Annotated in this window: 19 protein-coding genes; 8 read left to right on the top strand and 11 right to left on the bottom strand. The window is 67.5% G+C overall.

Annotated features, from left to right (window positions below; all coding sequences use genetic code 11):
• The first annotated feature begins 26 nt into the window (after positions 1-26).
• Positions 27-755, top strand: coding sequence for a DUF429 domain-containing protein (locus AB4Z55_RS03370; protein WP_369520974.1), 729 nt, complete (start codon positions 27-29; stop codon positions 753-755).
• A 13-nt stretch (positions 756-768) separates the two neighbouring features.
• Here the strand turns inward: AB4Z55_RS03370 and AB4Z55_RS03375 are convergent, their stop codons facing one another.
• Positions 769-1,344: a GNAT family N-acetyltransferase gene (locus AB4Z55_RS03375; RefSeq protein WP_064569678.1), complete on the bottom strand. Its 576-nt coding sequence runs from the start codon at positions 1,342-1,344 to the stop codon at positions 769-771.
• A 492-nt stretch (positions 1,345-1,836) separates the two neighbouring features.
• On the opposite strand from AB4Z55_RS03375, the gene AB4Z55_RS03380 reads away from it, so the two are divergent.
• Together AB4Z55_RS03380 and AB4Z55_RS03385 are read left to right on the top strand one after the other, a co-directional pair.
• Positions 1,837-2,883: an IS30 family transposase gene (locus tag AB4Z55_RS03380; RefSeq protein ID WP_369520975.1), complete on the top strand. Its 1,047-nt coding sequence runs from the start codon at positions 1,837-1,839 to the stop codon at positions 2,881-2,883.
• Positions 2,884-3,187: 304 nt separating this feature from the next.
• On the top strand, positions 3,188-4,252 hold the full coding sequence (locus AB4Z55_RS03385) for an IS110 family transposase (RefSeq protein WP_369519140.1): 1,065 nt from the start codon (positions 3,188-3,190) through the stop codon (positions 4,250-4,252).
• Between the two features lie 130 nt (positions 4,253-4,382).
• On the opposite strand, the gene AB4Z55_RS03390 is transcribed toward AB4Z55_RS03385, so the two are convergent.
• Complete coding sequence (locus AB4Z55_RS03390) at positions 4,383-5,018, bottom strand: TetR/AcrR family transcriptional regulator (protein ID WP_004021116.1); 636 nt, start codon at positions 5,016-5,018, stop codon at positions 4,383-4,385.
• Positions 5,019-5,159: 141 nt separating this feature from the next.
• On the opposite strand from AB4Z55_RS03390, the gene AB4Z55_RS03395 reads away from it, so the two are divergent.
• Positions 5,160-6,278: a homogentisate 1,2-dioxygenase gene (locus AB4Z55_RS03395; RefSeq protein ID WP_369519141.1), complete on the top strand. Its 1,119-nt coding sequence runs from the start codon at positions 5,160-5,162 to the stop codon at positions 6,276-6,278.
• The gene (locus tag AB4Z55_RS03400; protein WP_248644068.1) at positions 6,275-7,462 is read left to right on the top strand and encodes an alpha/beta fold hydrolase; all 1,188 of its coding nucleotides are present in this window, start codon (positions 6,275-6,277) and stop codon (positions 7,460-7,462) included. The genes AB4Z55_RS03395 and AB4Z55_RS03400 overlap by 4 nt, the downstream gene beginning before the upstream one ends.
• A 78-nt stretch (positions 7,463-7,540) precedes the next feature.
• Here the strand turns inward: AB4Z55_RS03400 and AB4Z55_RS03405 are convergent, their stop codons facing one another.
• Both AB4Z55_RS03405 and AB4Z55_RS03410 read right to left on the bottom strand, forming a co-directional pair.
• Positions 7,541-8,395: a hypothetical protein gene (locus AB4Z55_RS03405; RefSeq protein WP_248644067.1), complete on the bottom strand. Its 855-nt coding sequence runs from the start codon at positions 8,393-8,395 to the stop codon at positions 7,541-7,543.
• A gap of 154 nt (positions 8,396-8,549) precedes the next feature.
• The gene (locus tag AB4Z55_RS03410; RefSeq protein WP_369519142.1) at positions 8,550-9,941 is read right to left on the bottom strand and encodes an acyl-CoA synthetase; all 1,392 of its coding nucleotides are present in this window, start codon (positions 9,939-9,941) and stop codon (positions 8,550-8,552) included.
• Positions 9,942-10,114: 173 nt separating this feature from the next.
• On the opposite strand from AB4Z55_RS03410, the gene AB4Z55_RS03415 reads away from it, so the two are divergent.
• Together AB4Z55_RS03415 and AB4Z55_RS03420 are read left to right on the top strand one after the other, a co-directional pair.
• The gene (locus AB4Z55_RS03415) at positions 10,115-11,287 is read left to right on the top strand and encodes a low temperature requirement protein A (RefSeq protein WP_369519143.1); all 1,173 of its coding nucleotides are present in this window, start codon (positions 10,115-10,117) and stop codon (positions 11,285-11,287) included.
• 82 nt (positions 11,288-11,369) lie between these two features.
• Positions 11,370-11,621, top strand: coding sequence for a DUF6480 family protein (locus tag AB4Z55_RS03420; protein WP_033204173.1), 252 nt, complete (start codon positions 11,370-11,372; stop codon positions 11,619-11,621).
• 18 nt (positions 11,622-11,639) lie between these two features.
• Here the strand turns inward: AB4Z55_RS03420 and AB4Z55_RS03425 are convergent, their stop codons facing one another.
• Both AB4Z55_RS03425 and AB4Z55_RS03430 read right to left on the bottom strand, forming a co-directional pair.
• The gene (locus AB4Z55_RS03425) at positions 11,640-12,098 is read right to left on the bottom strand and encodes a hypothetical protein (RefSeq protein ID WP_369519144.1); all 459 of its coding nucleotides are present in this window, start codon (positions 12,096-12,098) and stop codon (positions 11,640-11,642) included.
• Between the two features lie 78 nt (positions 12,099-12,176).
• Positions 12,177-12,797, bottom strand: a complete 621-nt coding sequence (locus AB4Z55_RS03430; protein ID WP_369519145.1) for a helix-turn-helix transcriptional regulator — start codon at positions 12,795-12,797, stop codon at positions 12,177-12,179.
• 318 nt (positions 12,798-13,115) lie between these two features.
• Between AB4Z55_RS03430 and AB4Z55_RS03435 the strand changes: the two genes are divergently transcribed.
• Entirely contained in the window at positions 13,116-13,853 is a 738-nt protein-coding gene (locus AB4Z55_RS03435) for a response regulator (protein ID WP_369519146.1), read from the top strand.
• On the opposite strand, the gene AB4Z55_RS03440 is transcribed toward AB4Z55_RS03435, so the two are convergent.
• From AB4Z55_RS03440 to AB4Z55_RS03460, 5 genes are read right to left on the bottom strand one after another with little or no spacing between them, the layout of a single operon-like run.
• Positions 13,854-14,708, bottom strand: a complete 855-nt coding sequence (locus tag AB4Z55_RS03440) for an HAD family hydrolase (protein WP_239402965.1) — start codon at positions 14,706-14,708, stop codon at positions 13,854-13,856.
• The gene (locus AB4Z55_RS03445) at positions 14,705-15,829 is read right to left on the bottom strand and encodes a cysteine protease StiP family protein (protein ID WP_369519147.1); all 1,125 of its coding nucleotides are present in this window, start codon (positions 15,827-15,829) and stop codon (positions 14,705-14,707) included. The genes AB4Z55_RS03440 and AB4Z55_RS03445 overlap by 4 nt, the downstream gene beginning before the upstream one ends.
• The gene (locus tag AB4Z55_RS03450; RefSeq protein ID WP_369519148.1) at positions 15,829-17,127 is read right to left on the bottom strand and encodes a phosphoribosyltransferase family protein; all 1,299 of its coding nucleotides are present in this window, start codon (positions 17,125-17,127) and stop codon (positions 15,829-15,831) included. The genes AB4Z55_RS03445 and AB4Z55_RS03450 overlap by 1 nt, the downstream gene beginning before the upstream one ends.
• A complete protein-coding gene (locus tag AB4Z55_RS03455) occupies positions 17,124-18,341 on the bottom strand; it encodes an HpcH/HpaI aldolase/citrate lyase family protein (RefSeq protein WP_369519149.1) in 1,218 nt (405 codons plus the stop codon). Before AB4Z55_RS03455 ends, AB4Z55_RS03450 begins: the two co-directional genes overlap by 4 nt.
• Positions 18,338-19,450, bottom strand: a complete 1,113-nt coding sequence (locus AB4Z55_RS03460; protein ID WP_369519150.1) for a hypothetical protein — start codon at positions 19,448-19,450, stop codon at positions 18,338-18,340. Before AB4Z55_RS03460 ends, AB4Z55_RS03455 begins: the two co-directional genes overlap by 4 nt.
• Between the last annotated feature and the right edge of the window lie 188 nt (positions 19,451-19,638).

A 19,638-nucleotide genomic window follows, 5' to 3' on the forward strand; every position in this document is an offset into this window, starting at 1 on the left:
GTCGACCCGGCGCAGTGATCCCGGTGATGCGGACGGTCGGCGTCGACCTGTCCGCGTCACCGGCGAAAACTGCTGTCGCATGCGTGGATTGGTCTTCTGGCCGGGCGGTGCTGACCGAGCTCGTCGTGGGCGCGGACGACGCCGCGATCCGGCGCCGCACGGACGGGGCGACCCGGATCGGGATCGACTCGCCCTTCGGCTGGCCCGATGAGTTCGTCGACTTCGTCGTCGCGCATCACGGTAACCGGTTGTCGCCGGGGAGGGGGCTCGACGACATCGCTCGTCGTCGTCCACTTGCTTTGCGTCGCACCGATCTTCGGATCATCGACGACGGCGCGGGTCGCCCGCTCAGTGTGTCGGCCGACCAGATCGCGCATGTCGCGTTCCGATGCGCCGGCCTGCTCGCGGACCTGGGTGTCGACAACCGCGTCGACGGGTGGGCGGTCGAGGCGTATCCCGCCGGGGCACTCAAGCGTTGGGGACTGACCTCACGGGGATACAAACGCGCCGCCAACGCACCGGTTCTCGCCGACCTGGTGCTCGCCCTGCAGGCGGCGGCACCGTGGCTCGAACTCGGCGATCACGCCGAGCGGATGGCCCGCGACGACGACGCGTTCGACGCCGTGATCACCGCGCTGATCGCGCGCGCCGCAGAGCTCGGCCGGACCACGCGACCCGCCGCCGCCGACCGGCCGGTCGCCGCGCGGGAGGGTTGGATCCACGTTCCCACCGCCGAACTGGCAGACCTGATCTGAGTGGTGGCCTCGATCAGGCCAGCGACAACCGCATGAGCACGCGCGGGAACCCGGCGAGGACCGACGAGGTGTCGGCGGCCCGCACGAAGCCGGCCTTCTCGAACAGGCCGCGGGTCCCGACGTACGCCATCGTCAGATCGACTTTGGCGCCCTTGTTGTCGACGGGGTATCCCTCGATCGCCGGCGCACCGTTCGACCGCGCGTAGTCGACGGCCCCGGCGAGCAGCGCGTGCGAGATTCCCTGTTTGCGATGGCCGGGGCGGACGCGGATGCACCAGACCGACCACACCGGGAGGTCGTCCACGTGTGGGATCTTCCGGTTCCGTGCGAAGGTCGTGTCCGCGCGCGGCGATACGGCCGCCCAACCGACGACCTCGCCCGCGTCGTCGTAGGCGAGCACACCCAGCGGAACCCCGGTGTCGCACAACTCTTTGACGAACTCGCCGCGCTGCTCGCGGACCAGCTGCTGATTCTGGGCGCTGGGAATGCGGTAGCTCAGGCACCAGCAGACGTTCGACGTCGGCTTCTTCGGACCGACCATCGTGGCGATGTCGTCGAAGTTCTCCGCGGGACGGACCTCGATGGGCATGCGTTCCAGCATCGTCGGCTCGGTCCGGGACGGCAAGCGGGGCCCACTCCCTGCTCCCTGAGGTGCGAGCGAAGCGAGCCTCGAAGGGCCTCGCAAGGCCTGGCGGGTTCTAGCGATCCCCGCAACACCCTGGCTTTTCAGGGAGTTGCGGGGATCGTGGTTTCTGCAGAGTTGAAGGATCGGTTCTTCGAGGCGCTGGATCGCGAAGGCGGGAGTGTCACGGTTGCCGCTCGTTGTGTGGGTGTCAATCGCAGTACTGCGTCTGGCTGGGTCCGTCGAGCCGGGTTACGCGGGCGTGGCAAGCCGGGGACCTCTGGGCATCCCGGGCGCGCTCGCTATGACGAGTTGCGGGCGACTGGTGTTCGTCGTCGCGACGCCGCCCAGCAGGTGGGCGTCAATATCCGGACTGCGCAGGATTGGGATCAAGGGATACGCAAACGTGCTCACGCGCGCCTTCATCCCGATGGTCGCCGCATCGACTACAAGACCGGTATGACGACGTACGACTCAGCGGGGCAACGGCCGTCGGTGGCCAAGATCGACGCCCAGCTGCATCCTCGGTTCCTGAGCTTGTCTGAGCGTGAACAGATCGCTGATATGCACCGTGGCGGCGACTCGTTGCGCGAGATCGGACGCCGGTTGGGGCGGGCGGCGTCGACGATCAAACGCGAGATCGATGCGTACTCGGTGTCAGGGGTATACCGTCCCTGTCGGGCTCAAACGGCTTGGGCGAGTACATGTTTACGGCCGAAGGAGTCCAAACTCGTCACCGTTGGGCCGCTTCGGGATTACGTCCGTGACAAACTTGCCCAGCAGTGGTCTCCCGAACAGATCTGTCACGCTTTGATCGTCGAGTTCCCCGATGACAAGGCAATGCGAGTGAGTACCGAGACGATCTACCAGGCGATCTACGTTCAGGCCCGCGGCGGGTTGCGCCGTGAAGTCGCCGACGCGTTGCGCACCAGACGCACACGTCGTAAGCCTCGCCGGTCTCCAGAGCGCCGCGCAGCCCGGTTTGTCGACGAGATGGTGATGATCTCCGATCGGCCGGCTGAGGTCGAGGACCGGGCGGTACCGGGCCACTGGGAGGGTGACCTGATTGTCGGTACCCGTTCGGAATCGGCCATCGTGACGCTGGTCGAACGCACGACTCGCTACGTCCTGCTCGGGCATCTGCCTGGCGGGCATACAGCCGAGGAGGTTCGCGACGTGCTGATCCCGCTGATCGGTTCTCTACCCGAGCATCTGCGGGGGTCGTTGACCTGGGATCAGGGCTGTGAAATGGCGGCGCACAAGCAGTTCAGCGTCACCACCGGTGTGTCGGTCTACTTCTGCGACCCGCATTCACCATGGCAGCGCGGCTCTAACGAGAACACCAATGGTTTACTGCGCCAATACTTCCCGAAAGGAACCGACTTGTCGGTACACAGCGCCGAGGACCTCGAACTCGTCGCCCACAGACTCAACGGCCGACCACGCAAAACGCTCGACTGGAGAACCCCAGCCGAGCGTCTGCGTGATTTACTTGTGCCAGTCTAACCAACCGGTGTTGCGAGGACCCCTAGAATCCGCCGCCTCACCAGGCCCTTCGTGGCAGTGAGAATGGGTGTGGTGGTCGTCATGGGTTGAGGCCTGACCTGCTTCGTGGCTGACGGTGCTGTCATGGACGAGATCTGTCGGCCTCACTGCGCTGGCGATCACCGCAACACAACGACCTTGGGAGACCGGGGCGGGTGTGACCTAATAAGGGCCGTGTTCGGGCTTGAGCCCGTGACTCCTCACTGTCGTGTCCACCCGCCCCGGCGAGGTCATCCATCACCGCAGTGAAGGAGACACCGCCAGAATGACCGAGACAGCAACGGCTACGCAAGTGGTCGTACTCGGGGTTGATACCCATCAGCAAACCCACCACGCAGCGATCATCGACACCCTCGGCCTGCCGTTGGCCGATCTCGAATTCCCCGCCTCGGCTGCCGGCTACCAGCAGCTGCTGGACTGGGCCCGCACCCACGGTCGCCTCGAACAAGCCGGGGTCGAATCCAGCGCCTCATACGGCGCGGGACTCACCCGCGAGTTGACCGCCGCCGGTATCGAGGTGATCGAGGTCAACGCCCCGGACGTGCGGGCCCGCCGAGCCCAGGGCAAGTCCGACCAGCTCGATGCTTACGCCGCGGCGATGGCTGTGCTGACCGGGCGGGCCACTGGCCACGCCAAAGACACCACAGGCGTTGTCGAGTCGATCCGAATGCTGTACGTGGCAAGGAGAATGGCGGTCGATCACCGCACCGAACTCGGTGACCAACTCCGTGACCTGTGCACCACGGCACCCGATGAGTTCGCTGATCAACTCAAAACCCGCACCACCACGCCTCAACGACTCGCACTGGTCGAATCATTCACGGCCCCGGCGTCGTTGACCGATCCGCGCGCGGCGTTTGTGTTCGCGGCGAAGTCCATCGCCGGGCGGTACCGGCAGACCCACCGCGAGGTCACCACGTTGACCCGCGAACTCAACAAGCTGTTGAAACCATTGGTGCCTACCGTGCTGGGCCTGCCTCAGGTCGGCCCGATCACCAGCGCACGGCTATTGATCACGATCGGGCACAATGCCGAACGCATGCGCACCGAAGCCACCTTCGCCAAACTCGTCGGTGTCGCGCCGTTACCGGCATCGTCGGGCAAGACCGTGCGTCACCGCCTCAACCGTGGCGGTGACCGGGCGGCTAACAGCGCGTTGCACATGATCGTCGTCGGACGGATGAAATCCCACGACCCCACCCGCGCCTACCTCGCCCGACGCGGCAACGAGAAAACGAAGAAGGAAATCATCCGATGCCTCAAACGCTACGTCGCCCGCGAACTCTACAAAGCCTTCACCACCGACCTCGGAGCGCTTGACAATCTATAGGACCATCTCGTCGACCTCGACGCGCTCCTTCGTCGCTTGCTCGGCCCGGCGGCTATCGCTCCTCGCACCTCGGGGAGCAGTGGGTGTGGTTCTCTCGGATGGGGGACCAGCGGTTTTGTGCTCCTTCGGATCAGGGAGCAGGGCGGGCCAGTGGAGCAGAGGTTGCGGGGCCGGCCCCGAACACGGTCCGGTACCAGATGGCTGTGAGGATGTCGATGGCGGTGTCGTCGTCGGGGACGGGTCCGGCCTCGTCCCCGCGGACCGCGAGCCAGGTCCAGCAGGTGGATTCGAGGGTCGCGACGAGGGCGGACGCGAGCGGCTCGAGCGGGAGACCGACCGCGTAGCCCGCGCGTTCGGCGCCGCGCAGTCCGGACAGCACCTGTTTGACGCCGGACACCCGGTTGGCGTGCCATCGGGCGCGGAAGTCGTCGTCGAGCATCGACATCTGGAACAGCCCGATGATCTCGGGCAGGTACTTCTTGTAGGTCGTCCAGTACGCGGTCACGGCCGCGCGGACGCTCGCCTCCGGGTCGGTGTGTCTGGTCGCGAGCGATTGCTCGACCACTTCCTCGGAGAACTGGTCGAGGAGGGCTTCGAGCAACCGATCTTTGCTGTCGTAATAGTTGTAGAACGAACCCGTCGAACGTCCCGCGGCCGCGGAGATGTCGGCGATCTTGGTGTTCAGGTAGCCCTTTTCGGCGAACGTCCGACGCGCCGCGTCGAGAAACGCGGCCTCGGTCTGGCGTCCCTTGTTGGTCGGCGGCACCGTGAGCTCCTTCCACGCACCGGTTCCTCATCGAACCACGTGGTCCGACGGTCGCGGCACGTGGATCTCGAACGAGTGTGACCCTTGTCATCCCCTGAAACTGAATCTAGCATCAGAAAATCGCAGAGACAGGAGTTCGGCATGGAATCGTTCATCCAGCACCGCAAGGGGCGCACGCCTCGGCAGGTGCACCGAGATGTCGACGACCTGAAAGACGATGAGCTCGGTAGGTATGGATTCACCGGCCGCACGGCGCACCTGTACCGCCGCAACGACCCGACGCAGTTCCGCGCGGTGGGCACCCACACCGGCGTCGACCGGATCGTCACCGACCTCACACCCACCGATCAGTCCGACCCCGCCGGCGAACCGCTCCTGATGTTCCACAACGAGGACTGCCGAATCTCGGTGAGTCGTCGAAACGAAGCCGCTCCATTCTGGTTTCGGACCGTCGACGGCGACGAACTCGTCTTCGTCCACGAGGGCGCCGGTTACTTCGAGACCGAGTTCGGCCGACTGCCCTACCGCCCCGGTGATTACGTGTACATCCCGAAGGGATGCACCTACCGCCAGATACCCGATGGCCCGTCGCTGCTCCTCGTCATCGAGGCGGTCGACGAGTTCCGGGTCCCCGAGCCCGGCGTCCTCGGCAGGTTCTTTCCCTTTGATTCGTCGCTCGTCGTCGTTCCCGAAGCCGAGGCTTTCGACGGTGACGGTCGAGACGAGTACGAGGTGCGCTTCCGCCAGCGTGAGGGGCAGACCTCGCTGTTCTACCCCTTCCATCCGCTCGACGTAGAGGGTTGGCGCGGAGACAATTTCCCGTTTGCCTTCAACATCGAGGACTACGACGTCATCACCTCCGAGACCGTGCACCTACCGCCGACGGTCCATCTGTTCATGCAGGCGACCGGGGTGTACGTGATGAACTTCCTGCCGCGCCCGGCCGAGGCGCGCAAGGGCGCCGAACGACTGCCCTGGTACCACCGCAACACCGACTTCGACGAGATCGCATTCTTCCACGGCGGCAGCATGTTCGGCGTCGGCATGCCGCCGGGGCTGATCTCCCACGCACCCCAGGGCATGCACCACGGCATCCCCGAGCGGGCGCGGGAACGGTCCCGTCGCAAGTTCGACGAGTTCGATCGGGTGGAATGGCAGGTGATCTCGATCGACACGCGTCGTCGACTCATCGCCGCACCGGCAATGCTCGCCTCCGCCCTGCCTGACGCCGCTCAGTCCGGCGAGGGGTCGCGAGTATGAGCACCGCTACCGACCCGACCCGGCATGAATACGACCGCATCCCCTATCTGGTTGTCTTCGACGACCTCTCGGCATACCAGGACACCTATGGCGGGGTCACCGAGAGCGTGGTTCTCGAGAGCTACCTGCTCCGGCCCAAGGGTGTGCCGTCGAAGAACGTCATCGTCTTCATGCATCCGATCGGGGGCGGGGCCTACCTGCCGATGACCAATGCGCTCGCCCGCGCCGGCCATCACGTCATCTACTGCAACAGCCGGTATCGCGGCGTCGACAGTGCGTTGATCATGGAGAAGGTCGTACAGGACCTCGGTGCCTGTGTACGGGATGCGCGCGAACGGCTGGGCTACGAGAAGGTGATCCTCGCCGGTTGGAGCGGTGGTGGGGCGCTGTCGCTCTACTACCAGCAGCAGGCCCAGCACGCGACGGTGACCGAGACGCCTGCCGGTGAACCGCCCGACCTGACCGCCCTCGACCTGCCCGCCGCGGACGGCATGATGTTGCTCGCCGCGCACGTGTCGCGACACGGAACCCTGACCGAGTGGATGGATCCGTCGATTCTCGACGAGTCGGATCCGCACCACCGCGACCCGGAGCTGGATCTGTACGATCCGTCGAATCCGAATCAACCGCCGTATTCGGCGGAGTTCCTCGACCGGTACCGCGCTGCGCAGATCGCGCGCAACCGCCGGATCACCGCCTGGGTCAAGGAACAACTCGCCGACCTCCGCGATCACGGCGAACCGCTGATGGAGCGCGGGTTCATCGTCCACGGAACGATGGCCGATCCGCGGTGGCTGGATCTCACCGTCGACCCCAACGACCGCGAGCTCGGTTGCTACCTGGGCGATCCGCGGATCGTGAACATGGGTCCCGTCGGCCTCGCCCGGTTCACCACCCTGCGAAGCTGGTTGTCGCAGTGGAGTTTCGATGACGCCTACGGCGACGGCCCGCGCTGCGCGGCCGACCTCGCGATCCCGACACTCGTCATCGGCAACTCCGCCGACAATGCGTGCACGTCCAGTCACACCCGCCGCCTGTTCGACGCGGTCGGTCATCCCGACAAGACGCTGCACACCATAGTCGGTGCGACGCACTACTACTCGGGGCGCGAACAGATCCCGCACCTGAAGGAGGCGGTCGCGATCATCACGGAGTGGCTGGCAGAACGGTCGTGGGCTCAGTGACGTCGGGGCCTCTGAAAACCGCCCGGCGGGAGGCTCTCGGCGACACATCGCAGACTGTCCGTTTCTGACGGGCGGAGTTCAGTGGGGCGTCCGCCAGGCCGGTGATCGGCTGCGGTGATAACCGCCCGCGATGATCTGCGCGATGTCGGCGTAGGTGGTGGCCCAGTCCCTGAACACCTGCGCGTAGGTGAGTCGCAACGGAAAGTAACCGTGCGCGATCAACTTGCGATCTCGGGCACGATCCTCTTCGTACTTCTCGACACCGGTGTGGTGTTCGACGCTGTCCAACTCGAGCGCGAGGCGCTGTCCGACCACCAGGTCGACCCAACCGACCCCGGGTACCCGATGCTGGACAGCGACCCGCAGTCCGGCACTCTCGAGCCGTAGTCGGGCCGCGGTCTCGGTTCCCGACGCCGCGAGGCGATTGGTCTTGCCGATCGCGCGCCGGATGAACATCGGCGCGTCGTCGAATTCGGCACGGAGGCGTTCGGGTGTGATCTTGCCGCTGTTGAGCGCGGAGTCGCAGAGAATGACGAAACCCTCGACGTCGAAACACCGGGCGGCGTACTGCAGTGCTGTCGCCACATCGTCGACGGCGCCGCGGGCGGGGGTGGGCCGGCCGTATCGGCGGCATCGGTCGTGGGACCGTCGACGCTGATGGCGTGTCACACGAGAGTGGAGCGCTATGGGATGTTCGGGTATCCAGAGGCCATGGCGCCGCAGCGCACTCGCACAGGACACGACGCCGTCATCCGCGACGGCGCCGACCACTTCCGGATCGGCGGCGGGAGTGCGGTACCACCCATGCCGGATGGACGTGAGCGTGCCGGAACGGTGGGCATCTCGGATCGACGCGGTGGTCTCACCTGCGGCGAGGAGCTGGTGGGTGGCGACCACGCCGCCGAACCGCTCGATGAGCTCGTCGAAGTCCATGCGAGACAGTGTCGATCATGTCGCCGGTCAGCGATCGGGGCCGGCGGCGCCTGTGGACAACTGCATCGCGATCTGAAAACCACCCCTGGAAAACGGACACCCCGCAGCGCGTTGCCGGGTCGGGCCCACCGGGCGGTTTTCAGAGACGAGTGGCTCAGTCCAGCAGCTTTTTCTGCACCTTGCCCATCGCATTGCGCGGAAGGGACTCGACGAACCGGATCTCGCGCGGCCGTTTGTGATTCGACAACTCGCCGGCGACGAACTCGATGAGTTCGGTGTCGGCGACCTCGTCGCCGACGACATAGGCGACGATGCGCTGTCCCAGGTAGTCGTCGGGTACGCCGATCACGGCCACCTCGCGGACCGCCGGGTGGGCGAGCAGCACGGTCTCGATCTCACCGGCTCCGATGCGGAACCCGCCGGACTTGATGAGGTCGGTCGCACGTCGGCCGACGATCCGGTGCATCCCGTCCGCGCCGATGACGGCGACGTCCCCGGTCGCGAAAAACCCGTCGGGAAGCCACGATTCGGCGGTGGCATCCAGGCGATTGAGATACCCCGACGCCAACATCGGCCCACGGACGTGGAGATCGCCGACGCTCTCGCCGTCGTGCGGTAGTGGCTCGCCGTTGTCCAGGAGTCGGGTTTCCACATGGGCGAGAGGCACTCCCACCCACCCGGGGCGTCGTTCCCCGTCGACGCGGGTACTGACGGTGATCAGCGTCTCGGTCATGCCGTAGCGCTCGACGATCTGGTGCCCGGTGAGTTCGCGTATGCGGTCGAAGACCGGAACGGGTAGCGGGGCGCTTCCCGACACGAGCACCCGTGCCGACGAGAGCAACTGCGCGGCAGCAGGTTCGGCGGCGACGCGGTTCCAGACCGTCGGCACCCCGAAGAACATGCTCGCGCCTGCACCGGCAGCGGCGGCGTATGCGTCGGCCGTCGGCGCGACGGTGTGGATCAGTCGCCCACCGCGCCGCAGCGGGCCGAGGACCCCCAGGATCAGTCCGTGGACGTGGAACAGCGGAAGGCCATGCGCCAGAGTGTCATCGGCTGTCCACAGCCAGGCGTCGGCGAGTGCATCGAGCCCCTCGGCGATGTTCTGGCGGGTGATCGGCACGCCCTTGGGGAGGCCGGTCGTTCCGGACGTGTAGAGGATCAGCGCCGTTGAGTCGGCGTGCGGTTCGGGGTGTCGGTGCCACGATTTCGCGTACCGCCGGACCGGGATGACCGGCAGGGTCGGCTCGGCCGGGGCCTGCCCGAGCCAGGCCTGGGCGCCGGAATCGGCGAGGATGTGCTCGAACTCGCGCGGACCCGAGTCGGGCGGAACGGGGACGACCGGGACTCCGGCGATCAGGGCGCCGACCACCGCGAGCACGGTTTCCACGGTCGGCGTGGCCAGGACTGCGACGGTGCGCGCGCCGGCGATCCGTTCGGCCACCGCGGTCGCCGCCCCGACCAGGTCTTCGCGCGACAGCTTGTCGTCGCCGACGCGGATCACGGCAGGGTCGTCCGGCGCGGTGGGGGTCAGGGTGGGCAGCAGCACGTCTTCACTGTGCCACGGCGGGGCGATTCTCCCCGTCACCTGCACTGATCGTCGAGGTCACGCGGCGTGCGCCGACGGCCGAGCCGTCGCCCCACGGCGCCGCACCCGCGTCCGCTGAGGCTCCGGTGGCATGATCTCGTCCACACGCAGTGACCGATCGGGGGTTGGCAACGATGTCCACGCGATTTCACCTGAGCACCATGCGCCCGCGGGACCCGGCCGAACCGGGTCGGGCCGCGAGCACGCTCGAGCTGTTCTTCGATCTGGTCTTCGTGGTGGCGGTGAGTATCGCGGCGGTCCAGCTGCATCACGCACTGACCGAGGACCACATCGTCGACGGTGTGGTGTCGTACGCCTTCGTGTTCTTCGCCATCTGGTGGGCGTGGATGAACTTCACCTGGTTCGCGACGTCGTTCGGCACCGACGACTGGCTCTATCGGGTCCTGACCTTCGTGCAGATGGCCGGCGTGCTGGTGTTGGCCGCGGGGATCGAGCCCGCCTTCGTCGACCACGAGTTCGGGTTGGTGGTCGTCGGTTACGTGATCATGCGCGTCGCGATGGTCGCCCAGTGGCTGCGCGCTTCCGGCTCGGCCGGTGACCGTCGCCGGACGACCCAGATCTACGCTGCCGGGATCGCGCTCGTCCAGGTTCTCTGGCTGCTCTGGCTGCTCGTCCCGTCGGGTGCCGCGGCGACGGTCGGGTTCGTGGTGCTCGTCGGTGCCGAACTCGCGGTGCCCGCGATCGCCGAACGGCAGGGGAACACACCGTGGCACCCGCACCACATCACCGAGAGGTACGGCCTGTTCACACTCATCCTGCTCGGCGAGAGTCTGCTGGCCTCGTCGAACGCGATCATCGAGGCGCTGCACAGCGAGCAGGAACTCGCGCCACTCATCTCGATAGCGATCCTCACGTTCATCGCGACCGCCGCGCTGTGGTGGATCTACTTCTGGCCCCCGCATCACCGGGCCATCGGCGGGTTGCTCGCCGATTCACTCCGATACGGATACGTGCACTACTTCGTCTTCGCCGCGGCGGGTGCGTTCTCGGCCGGGATCGAAGTCGAGATCGACGTCTTGACGCACCACAGTGAGCTCACCGAGACCCAGGCGTCGTTCACCGTGACGATCCCGATCGCGGTCTTCATCATCGGGATCTGGTGGATCGCGCTGCGTGCCAATGCTGATCGACTGGTGAACACCGTGGTCCCGGTGGGTGCGCTGCTCGTACTGCTGGATCCCGTGATCCCGGTTCCGTTCGCACTGACCGCGGTCTTCCTCATCGGGATCGTGACCGTCCTGGTCCTGCGGCCCCCACTGAGCGTCGACGACGGCGTACACGGGTGATTCTGGTCGATCCCATGACCAGCCGGCGACGTCGCGGGGACCCCGACGAGTGAGTTTCCGCCGATCCGGGTACACCGGCCTCATGGCAGACAACGACCCCGCTCGGAAACCGTTCAATCCGCAGAACCCCGACCCGGCGAGTACACCGGGCCTCGAGCCCGGAGGCGGTGTCGCGCCCGGTGACACCCCGCCCGCCGAATCCGCCGTCGGCGGCGAGGAGCACGAGCCGCCTCAGCGCAGGCGGGCCGGTGGTGTGATCGTCATCGCCATCGCCGCGGTCATCTTCCTGCTGGTCGCGCTCGGCCTGATCGGGCGTGCGGTCGGACTGTTCTAGGCGCGAACCCCGCGTCCCTCACCGCGCCGCGGAGGTCTCGACGCCGCGGCGCCACCACAAGGCCAGCCCCACCTCGACCATTCCGACCACGAACATCACCGGCTGTAGGAAGAAGAACACCTGGAGCAGCGCGAGCTGGAGGACGATCCACGCGATCAGCGATCCGCCGGCGAGCAGGCCGCCGAGGATGCCCAGACGAGCGGGTGCGGAGGGCACGGCGATCGCCGTCACTGCGACGAGGTGCGGGATCGCGATCACGGCGATCAGCGCGATCCCGGGACCGGTCCACGTGGTGAACGGCGTGTTGTGCAGCCACTCCCGCGACATCGCCCACTGGTCGCCGATGAGAGCCAGCCCGCCGGCGACGGCCGCGAATGCGACAACGGCCTCGACGACCGCGAGCGCCCAGGCGGCAACCGTCCGTCGGTTGGCGAGCCGGTGATTGCCGTCGCCGGAGATGTCAGAGGTCGTGGTCACGCTCCACAGTCTCTCGCAGATGGGGCGTCGTGTCGTGAGGCGAAAGACATCATGGATTCATCTCCGGTCGTGGAGAGCTCAGGGTCGCACCCACCCGTCGTTCATCAATTCGACGAGGAGTTGGGCCTTGTTCCCGATCGGCCGCCCGGCTTCCTCGTAACGTCGCGCAACTCGCCGATAGTGTTCGCGCACGGTGCTTTCCGCGATCTCGTGGACGCGCGACGTCTGACGCAGCGTGGCCCCGAGCGTATAGGTCTGCAGGATCTCCAGCTCTCGGTCGGTGAGTCGTACCCGGTTCGCGAGCTCGGGCGGGGACTGCGGCGCCGGCGGGCCCGCGACCGTTGCCAACGCCCGCTGGAGCGCCTCCTCGGCGCTCGCGGCGCGGGGGGAGATCCGGATGTGCTCGAACCCCGCGACCCCGCTGCCGACGAAGATGACCCGGATCGAACGCAACGCCGGCACGCGGCGGACGAACCCGAGCATCGCGGCGGACCGGACCAGGATCGCTGCCGGGGTCCGCAGCGCGGCGAGCTGAGCGGGTTCGACGACGGTCGCCTCGTATCCGGCACTCTCGACGAGCGCGACCAGGGCGGCGTCGAAGATGTCGCCCTCGGCGACGACGGCCGTGACGCGCGCTGCGGGGCCCGAGGTCACGGCGAGTTCGGGGCGAGGCGTCTGCGACCCCCGCCCGATGGGCATTCTGTCGGTTGACGGGGCCGATCGGCGGACGTCGTTCAGGGGTACGGACACAGGCCGGCTCTCCTCGTCGACTTCGTTTCGAACCGCGCGAGTCCGATGTGGACCTCGGCGGGGTTCCTTCGGGTGATCGACCTGGCTCGCGATCGGACGCCGAGAATGTGCATTTCCCGAACGTCGACTTCTCCAGCCTACGAAGTTGAGACGATTTGTCACCGGTATCTCGGACCGGATGTGGGCTCATCCGGGTAAATACGTACGCACTCGGTGAAAAACATGCGTAATCGCGCACACCACCAGTGGTTCGAGCATGATCATGCTGTGCCGAACCATTTGCGGGTACTGATCGCTTCGCCGCTGGGGCACGTGATCGCCGTGCCGCTGGCCAAGTCGCTCGATCAGGCCACGGTCACCGTTGCCGCGGGTCGGGACGAGTTCGTCCACTGCGTCGCCGGCAACGTGCGATTCGATGTCGTGGTCGCGGATCTGGTCTGGAATCGGCCCGATGTGGAGTGGACCTTCGACGGGCTCGACGTCATCGACGTCCTCGACGAGCACGATCGGCACGCCCCGGTCGTCCTGGTGACCCAGGGCCTCGGCATGGAACAGGATCATCTCGACGAGGCCCGACTGCGGGACGAGGTGGTGGGCATCATCGCCAGGTCCGACGGATTCGCCACGCTGGTCGGCGTCGTGCGATCGGTGGCTCACGGTCAGGGGTTGCCGGACAAGACGCCCGACGGGCCACGCCCACCGCTCTACGAGCTGTTCACCGGGCGGCGCGGCCACACCGCAGGTCGACTCGCCGGGGCGATCGCCTCGGGCAGCGCGTCGGACAACTCGTCACTCGCCCGGGTGGCGACCGTGTCGCCGAACACCGCCAACAAGGTGACGAGTCACTACCTCGGACCGATCATCGTCGAGCGCGGTGAGCACGAGGCATCGTTGCCGATGACACAGGCCGCCGTCTACCGGTGGTGTGGCCTGCACGCCCGGTACCTGGTCAGCTGGTGCCGACGCCACGGGCATTCCGATGTCCTCGGGCCCACGCCCGCGTGATCAGCGTGCGTGGACTCGGGCGTCCCGGCTCTCGTCCAGGCCGCTCCGCTCGCCGAACCACCGCAGGATCTCGACACCGGCGAGGGCCCCGGTCTCGGCCGTGATCGTGAGCCCCGGCGCCGACCACCCGAGCGACTCCAGTTCGCCGTGCCGGGGGCGGATGGCGTGATCGGCGGCGAGCAGCAGATCGGTGTCGAGCCAGCCGTCGCCGGCCGCGCAGAGGGTCGCCGAGTCGTCGAGCGTCCCGTCTTCGATGAGCCTGCGCCGGACCTCGGCGATGGCCGCCGACTTGGTCACCGGCTGCGGGGTCGAATAGATTTTCCGGCCCTGCTGGGATGCTGTCCAGCCCCGCGCGTCACACCACGCCTGCCATCGCTCGAGGAACTCCGGTGGCTGGGCAGACGGGTCGACGACGAGGTAGCAGAAGAGATCGTCGGCCGTACGCAACGCCGTGACCCAGGAGTCGTCGATGCGTGTGCGGAGCTCGTCCCGGACCTGCTCGAGGGTGGCGCCCGCACGGGTCACCTCTCGGTCGATGTGCGCACGCCACCGGGGATCGTCGTCGCCGTCGACGAGGATCCGACCACCGTTGCTGACCACGGCGTGGCGGAACGGTCTGCCCGGCAGGGCGATTCGCGCGTACTGCGCCGGGGTGCGGGTGGTCGTCGGTACGACGACGGCCTCGTGCGCCAGCCGGGTCATCAGCTCGACGGCGGTTTGGGTCATGTACGACAGCGGCGCATCACGGTAGATCTCGACGCACACCGTCTCCAGGGTCGCGAACTGCTCCTCGCCCATCGCAGCGCGGGAGTAGATCATGGTCCGGTCGAGATCCGTGGCGACCAGGGCGTTCACGAGTCCTCCTTGATGAGCCCGACACACGAGTACGCGAGAACCGGCGAGACTTCCACGGGCACACCCCGTTCGGCGGCGAGGAGCCGGATGTGACGGTGCTCGGGCAGGTCGTCGGCGCGTACCAGGATCCGCCATGGCACGCGGCGCAACAGGACTCGCGTCGTCTCGCCGACACCGGGCTTGACCAGGTTGATCGACGACAAACCGTACTCGGCCTGGATTCGCTCGCCGGACCGCCAGCCGGACCAGTCGGGCCGGCGCGACCCGGGCGTCATCGATGCGATCGTCGCCTGCACCCGGTCGGCCACCGCGTCGAACTCCGCACTGACGGTGTCGAGGAACACTCCCGAGACATCGAAGTCGGTGAGATGACGATAGAACTTGGCGCCGTGGAACTCGCCGGGACCGATGTGGTCGGCATTCAGGACGGTGCGCGAGACCAGGCCGGACACAGTGGAATTCAGGCAGGCGGACGCGATGAGGAAGTCGTCTCTGGTCCCGTACAGGGTCGTGCAGGAACCGGGATCGGCCAGGACCGCGAGTTCGTCGTGCAATCGCGGCCGGCCGGACCGCGCGTACTGGTCGACGGCGGCGGTGAGTTCGCGCTGGATGGCGCCCTTGCCGGTCCAGCCGTCGACGAAGACGACCGACTCGGCCGGGTGACGTGCCACGATGTGATCGAGTGCCACGGTGTCGATCCCGCGGCCGCGGACGATCGAGATCGTGTAGTGCCGGGGTTCGACGCCGTGGACGGCGAGCATCCATCGTCGGATCAGGATGCCGATCGGGGTCCCCGCTCGGGCGAGCGATACCAGCGTCGGAGCGGAGTGACGCTCGGCCAGGATGAGTTCGGCCACGACGCCGACCGCCTCGGCGAGGCGCTGAGCCGAGGATCGCAGGGTCGCGTGGAACAACTCCTGGTACTCGTGCCCCGGCTGATACTCGATCGGCAGGGATTCGGCGTAATGCGCCTGCCCGGATTGGATACGGCGTTCCCGTTCGCGCAGTTCACCTTCCAGCGCCACATCGGACAAGTCCTTCAGCAGCCAGGTGACCTCGTCGGCCCCGTACGAACCGAACTCCGGTCCGCACAGTGGCGGCGTGGCGGCGGCGATGTCCATCAGCGCACCGCCTCCCGCGCTTGGGTCAGCGAACGCTGGGGGGTCTCGGGCAGAACGGCCAGGACGACCGGATGTCCGGCGGCGGTGAGCACGTCCACGAGTCCGCCGGGTGCACGCAACTCGTCGGTGTCGGCCGGTGTGTCGATCACGAGTACGACCTGGGGGTCTGGGTGTTCGACGGAGGACACGTTGTAGACGAACCGAGGGGTGGCCGGGTCGGATTCTGGTGCGATGAACCGGAATCCGCGGCGGAGCGGGTACCCCGGGACGTCGTGCACGTGGGCCGGTGATCTCGTCGTGGTCTGATACGCGGTGGCGAAACCGCGACGCTCCAGCGCCTCGGCGATGCACAGCGGCGCGTACATGAGCTCCTCGTGCCCGATCACGACGACCGGACGCCGCGGATCGAGGTGTGCCGCCACGGTGTCCGCGGAATCGGCCGCGGCTCGGTGGAAGTGCGTCGAGTCGGCGCGGAGGATTCCGTGCCGGCCTCCGTCGGGAACCGTCCGGGGCCAGTCGAGTGAGACCGCGACCTGGTCGCCGCGGCGGGGTGCCACCGGATTGAGATCGTCGGACTCGAGCTTCCACACGTCCTCGAGGAGGGTCGGCGGAAGCGAGACAGATCCGTGGGCGAGTGACACATAGGCGATCTCGGCACCCGATTCCGCTGCAAAGGACTCGCATTCGGACTTCTGGGCTGCGGTTCGCATGTCCACCAGGGACGCCACGACGAATCGTGTGCGGGGCCGGTCGGCGACGATGGCCTCGATGGCGCCGAGTGCGGTCTTTCCGGTCGAGACCTCGTCGTCGACCAGGATCAGCACCTCCTGCGGCGTCGTCGCGTCGAGGAACGTGGGATCGCTGGGCTGCAGCAGGTGCGTCGTCGCATGCGAGTGCCCTTCCTCGAAGGTGCCCGACACCGTCACGCCGCGTCGTCGGCGCCGCGTCGAATGCAGATAGCGTGACGCGGAGATTCGCTCGGCCACACAGTGTCCGAGACCCGTCGCGGTCTCGGCGAAACCGAAGACGACCGCATCGCGCGCCGCATCCGCCCCGATCTCGGCGATGATCGCCGCGCCGAGGTCATCGGCGGCGCGGCGGACGATCGCCGGCGATGTCGGGATGTGTTTGCCCAGGACGGTCGAGACCAGCAGATGCGCACGGCGTCGATTGTGGCGCAACCCGAGTGAGACGAGATCGTGCACGGTGTGTACGCGGGGAGTGTCGTCGGCGGCGACGATCTCGACACCGAAACGCGCGGTCACCCAGTCGACACCGACGGCGCCGGGGTCGCTCATGAAGCCGCCGATCCGGGCGAGGCGAGCGCGGTGAGCAGGTCGACGAAGGAGACTCCCTGCCGGGTCACCCCGAAAGCGGCGGCGCGGTCGACGATACGCAGCGCCCAGTTGCGGTGCGGCTTCAGCTCGTTCATCTTGTTGCGGTACGACGAGGCCCGTACCCCGCCGGTCTCCCCGGCCAGGATGTCGAGTGCATCGTGATACTCCTCATGGGTCACCGCCGACAGTGCGTGCACCGCCGCGACGTGCGCCGGATGGATGACCGTCTTGCCGTGCAGCCCGTTGGCGCGGTCCAGGGTGATCTCGCGCAGGAGGCCGTCCATGTCGCGGCTGACCAGTTGCTGCCGGAAGTAGACGGCGTCGTTCTCGCGAAAGGGCGTGTGCCGCAACAGAGGCTGGAACATGCGTTCGTGATCCGCGAAGTACTCCCAGACCGGGCCGGTCACGACGAAGCCGCTCTCGTCGCTGCGGCCGAGATGATTGACGATGCCGGCGATCACGTCGGCGGCCACCCGGACGTCGTAGATGGTCAGGTCCCGATCCCGGCGGATGCCGAAGTGGCCACAGATGTCGGTGGCCCCGATGCGAACCGCCAGCACGTGGTCCCGGTGTTCGCCGAGCAGCGACGCCAGGGCGGTCAGTTCGTCGTCGCGGGTCTCGCGGTGCACGACCGACGCCGACTCGAGGACCGGCATCACCCAGAGGTGCCTGCCGAGGATCTCGCTCGCCCGGGTCACCGCATCGAGGGCCGCGGCCGCGGTGTCCGAGGCGAACTTCGGGATGACGAACCCGGTGAGCACCGACGGGGTGCTCAGGGCCTCGGCGATGGGCACGATCCGATCGGCCGAACGCGGCCGGACGAACAGCAGCATCGGCCGGCCCGGGTTCTCGGCGATGCTGCGCAATGCGGCCACGGCATGGTCGATCGCCTCGGCCTCCTCGTCGTCGGCGACCGCGTCCTCGAGGTCGATGACCATCGAGATGACCCCCTCGGCGCGTCGTCGGCGGATGACGTCGGCGAGATCGGGGCGGGTCGCCGGGACATACAGGGTGGCACCGAGGGCGACCGCGAGACGCTGGGCGGGCCAGGTCGGCTCGATTGGCTCGGGCTGCCGGTAGAACAGGTGCTCGGCGACCGACGGCTCCAGGTGGTCGAAGTGCCGGATCGTCCCGGGCTCGAGACCGGTGGCGTCGTGTCGTGCAGTGGTGGTCATCCTGCGGCCACCTGTCCTCTCATCCGCGAAACGATCTCGGTGATCCGGTCGTCCACCGCACGCAGCTGGGTCAGATAGCTCCAGTAGTCGGGGTGGATGCGGTCGAGCTCCCCCTCGGCGCGCTCGATCCGGTCGGCCTGAGCATCGAGGACCGAACCCCATTCGTCAACCAGAGTGTGGTTCACGGCGAAGAGCTGGGCGTCACGCAGACGGAAGCGCACCCGCTGCTCGGCGCCCTTGGGGTCGGCCCGGACCTCCCGCAGCAGGCGCAGCCGGTCGAGCACCGCGTCGACGGCCTTCTCGGCCACCGCCAGGTCGTCGCGGGCCGCATCGGCGCGATCGATGGCCTGGTCGGGGGCGTCGGCGACCATCGAGCGTGCGGCCGCCAGCTCGGCGTCGGCATGCACGAGTCGCTCGTCGACGACCGTGCCGTTGCGCTGGAGATCGAGCGAACAGTCGGCACTGAACTCCCGACGCAGGGCCGACAGCGTGTCGGGGACCTGCGCGCTACGGGTCGACACCGCGCTGCGGCGGGTTTCCACCGAACGGATGACCTGCTGTGCCCGCTCGGCGAACGCGGGCGCTTCGGCCAGCAGTTGTTCGAGGCGCCGCGCCGCGCCGAGTACGGCCGCCGCGGCGGACTGCCGTTCGCGCAGGCCCGTGCCCTGGTCGGAACCCGCGAGCGCCCGCGCGAGTTCATCGGTGGCTTCCGACACCGACTGCAGCCGCGCCACCGCCGGGGTCGCGCCCTCCAGGGCGGTCATCGCCCGGTTGGCCGCCACCCGGGCTTCGTGGTCCTGGACGTCGGCGGCGCGCATCGTGGCCCGCGCCCGTTCGAGGGTGCCGGCGTTGGTCTGGGCGAAGTCGCGCATCGACGCGGTGATCGCCCGCAACGCCTGCGTCGAGCGCTCGAGATCCTGCGGGTCGACACGTGTGCCGGTGGGCGGCGACACCAGGCTGAGATAGTCCGACGTCGCCTGGGCGTGCTGCTCACGGAGTTCCGACCACACAGTGCGAAGCCGCGATCGCGGGTCCAGGGTGGCGGTCACACCGACGGCCGGATCGATCTCGGCCAGGACGGATTCGGACTCCAGGAACGCCGCTGTCATTTGTTCCGATGATGCAGGTGGTGCGGAATTCGTGCGTGAATCGTTCCCGAACCATCGACGTACGAAGTTTCCGGGCACCACACGATGCTATCGGCTATTTTCATCTCCGTATGAGGCCGGATTCCCCGGCGCACGGCGGGCTGGGATGCCGGTCGCCTGCGGGTGCCGTGGTGCGGGGATGGCGTCGG

The organism is Gordonia sp. ABKF26, assembly GCF_041103195.1.
Lineage (GTDB): Bacteria > Actinomycetota > Actinomycetes > Mycobacteriales > Mycobacteriaceae > Gordonia > Gordonia terrae.

Excerpts from the sequence above, each read along its gene's own strand:
- AB4Z55_RS03370 (WP_369520974.1), top strand. The coding sequence starts at position 27 with ATGCGGACGGTCGGCGTCGACCTGTCCGCGTCACCGGCGAAAACTGCT.
- AB4Z55_RS03375 (WP_064569678.1), bottom strand. The coding sequence starts at position 1,344 with ATGCCCATCGAGGTCCGTCCCGCGGAGAACTTCGACGACATCGCCACG.
- AB4Z55_RS03380 (WP_369520975.1), top strand. The coding sequence starts at position 1,837 with ATGACGACGTACGACTCAGCGGGGCAACGGCCGTCGGTGGCCAAGATC.
- AB4Z55_RS03385 (WP_369519140.1), top strand. The coding sequence starts at position 3,188 with ATGACCGAGACAGCAACGGCTACGCAAGTGGTCGTACTCGGGGTTGAT.
- AB4Z55_RS03395 (WP_369519141.1), top strand. The coding sequence starts at position 5,160 with ATGGAATCGTTCATCCAGCACCGCAAGGGGCGCACGCCTCGGCAGGTG.
- AB4Z55_RS03400 (WP_248644068.1), top strand. The coding sequence starts at position 6,275 with ATGAGCACCGCTACCGACCCGACCCGGCATGAATACGACCGCATCCCC.
- AB4Z55_RS03405 (WP_248644067.1), bottom strand. The coding sequence starts at position 8,395 with ATGGACTTCGACGAGCTCATCGAGCGGTTCGGCGGCGTGGTCGCCACC.
- AB4Z55_RS03415 (WP_369519143.1), top strand. The coding sequence starts at position 10,115 with ATGTCCACGCGATTTCACCTGAGCACCATGCGCCCGCGGGACCCGGCC.
- AB4Z55_RS03420 (WP_033204173.1), top strand. The coding sequence starts at position 11,370 with ATGGCAGACAACGACCCCGCTCGGAAACCGTTCAATCCGCAGAACCCC.
- AB4Z55_RS03430 (WP_369519145.1), bottom strand. The coding sequence starts at position 12,797 with ATGCCCATCGGGCGGGGGTCGCAGACGCCTCGCCCCGAACTCGCCGTG.
- AB4Z55_RS03445 (WP_369519147.1), bottom strand. The coding sequence starts at position 15,829 with ATGGACATCGCCGCCGCCACGCCGCCACTGTGCGGACCGGAGTTCGGT.
- AB4Z55_RS03450 (WP_369519148.1), bottom strand. The coding sequence starts at position 17,127 with ATGAGCGACCCCGGCGCCGTCGGTGTCGACTGGGTGACCGCGCGTTTC.
- AB4Z55_RS03455 (WP_369519149.1), bottom strand. The coding sequence starts at position 18,341 with ATGACCACCACTGCACGACACGACGCCACCGGTCTCGAGCCCGGGACG.
- AB4Z55_RS03460 (WP_369519150.1), bottom strand. The coding sequence starts at position 19,450 with ATGACAGCGGCGTTCCTGGAGTCCGAATCCGTCCTGGCCGAGATCGAT.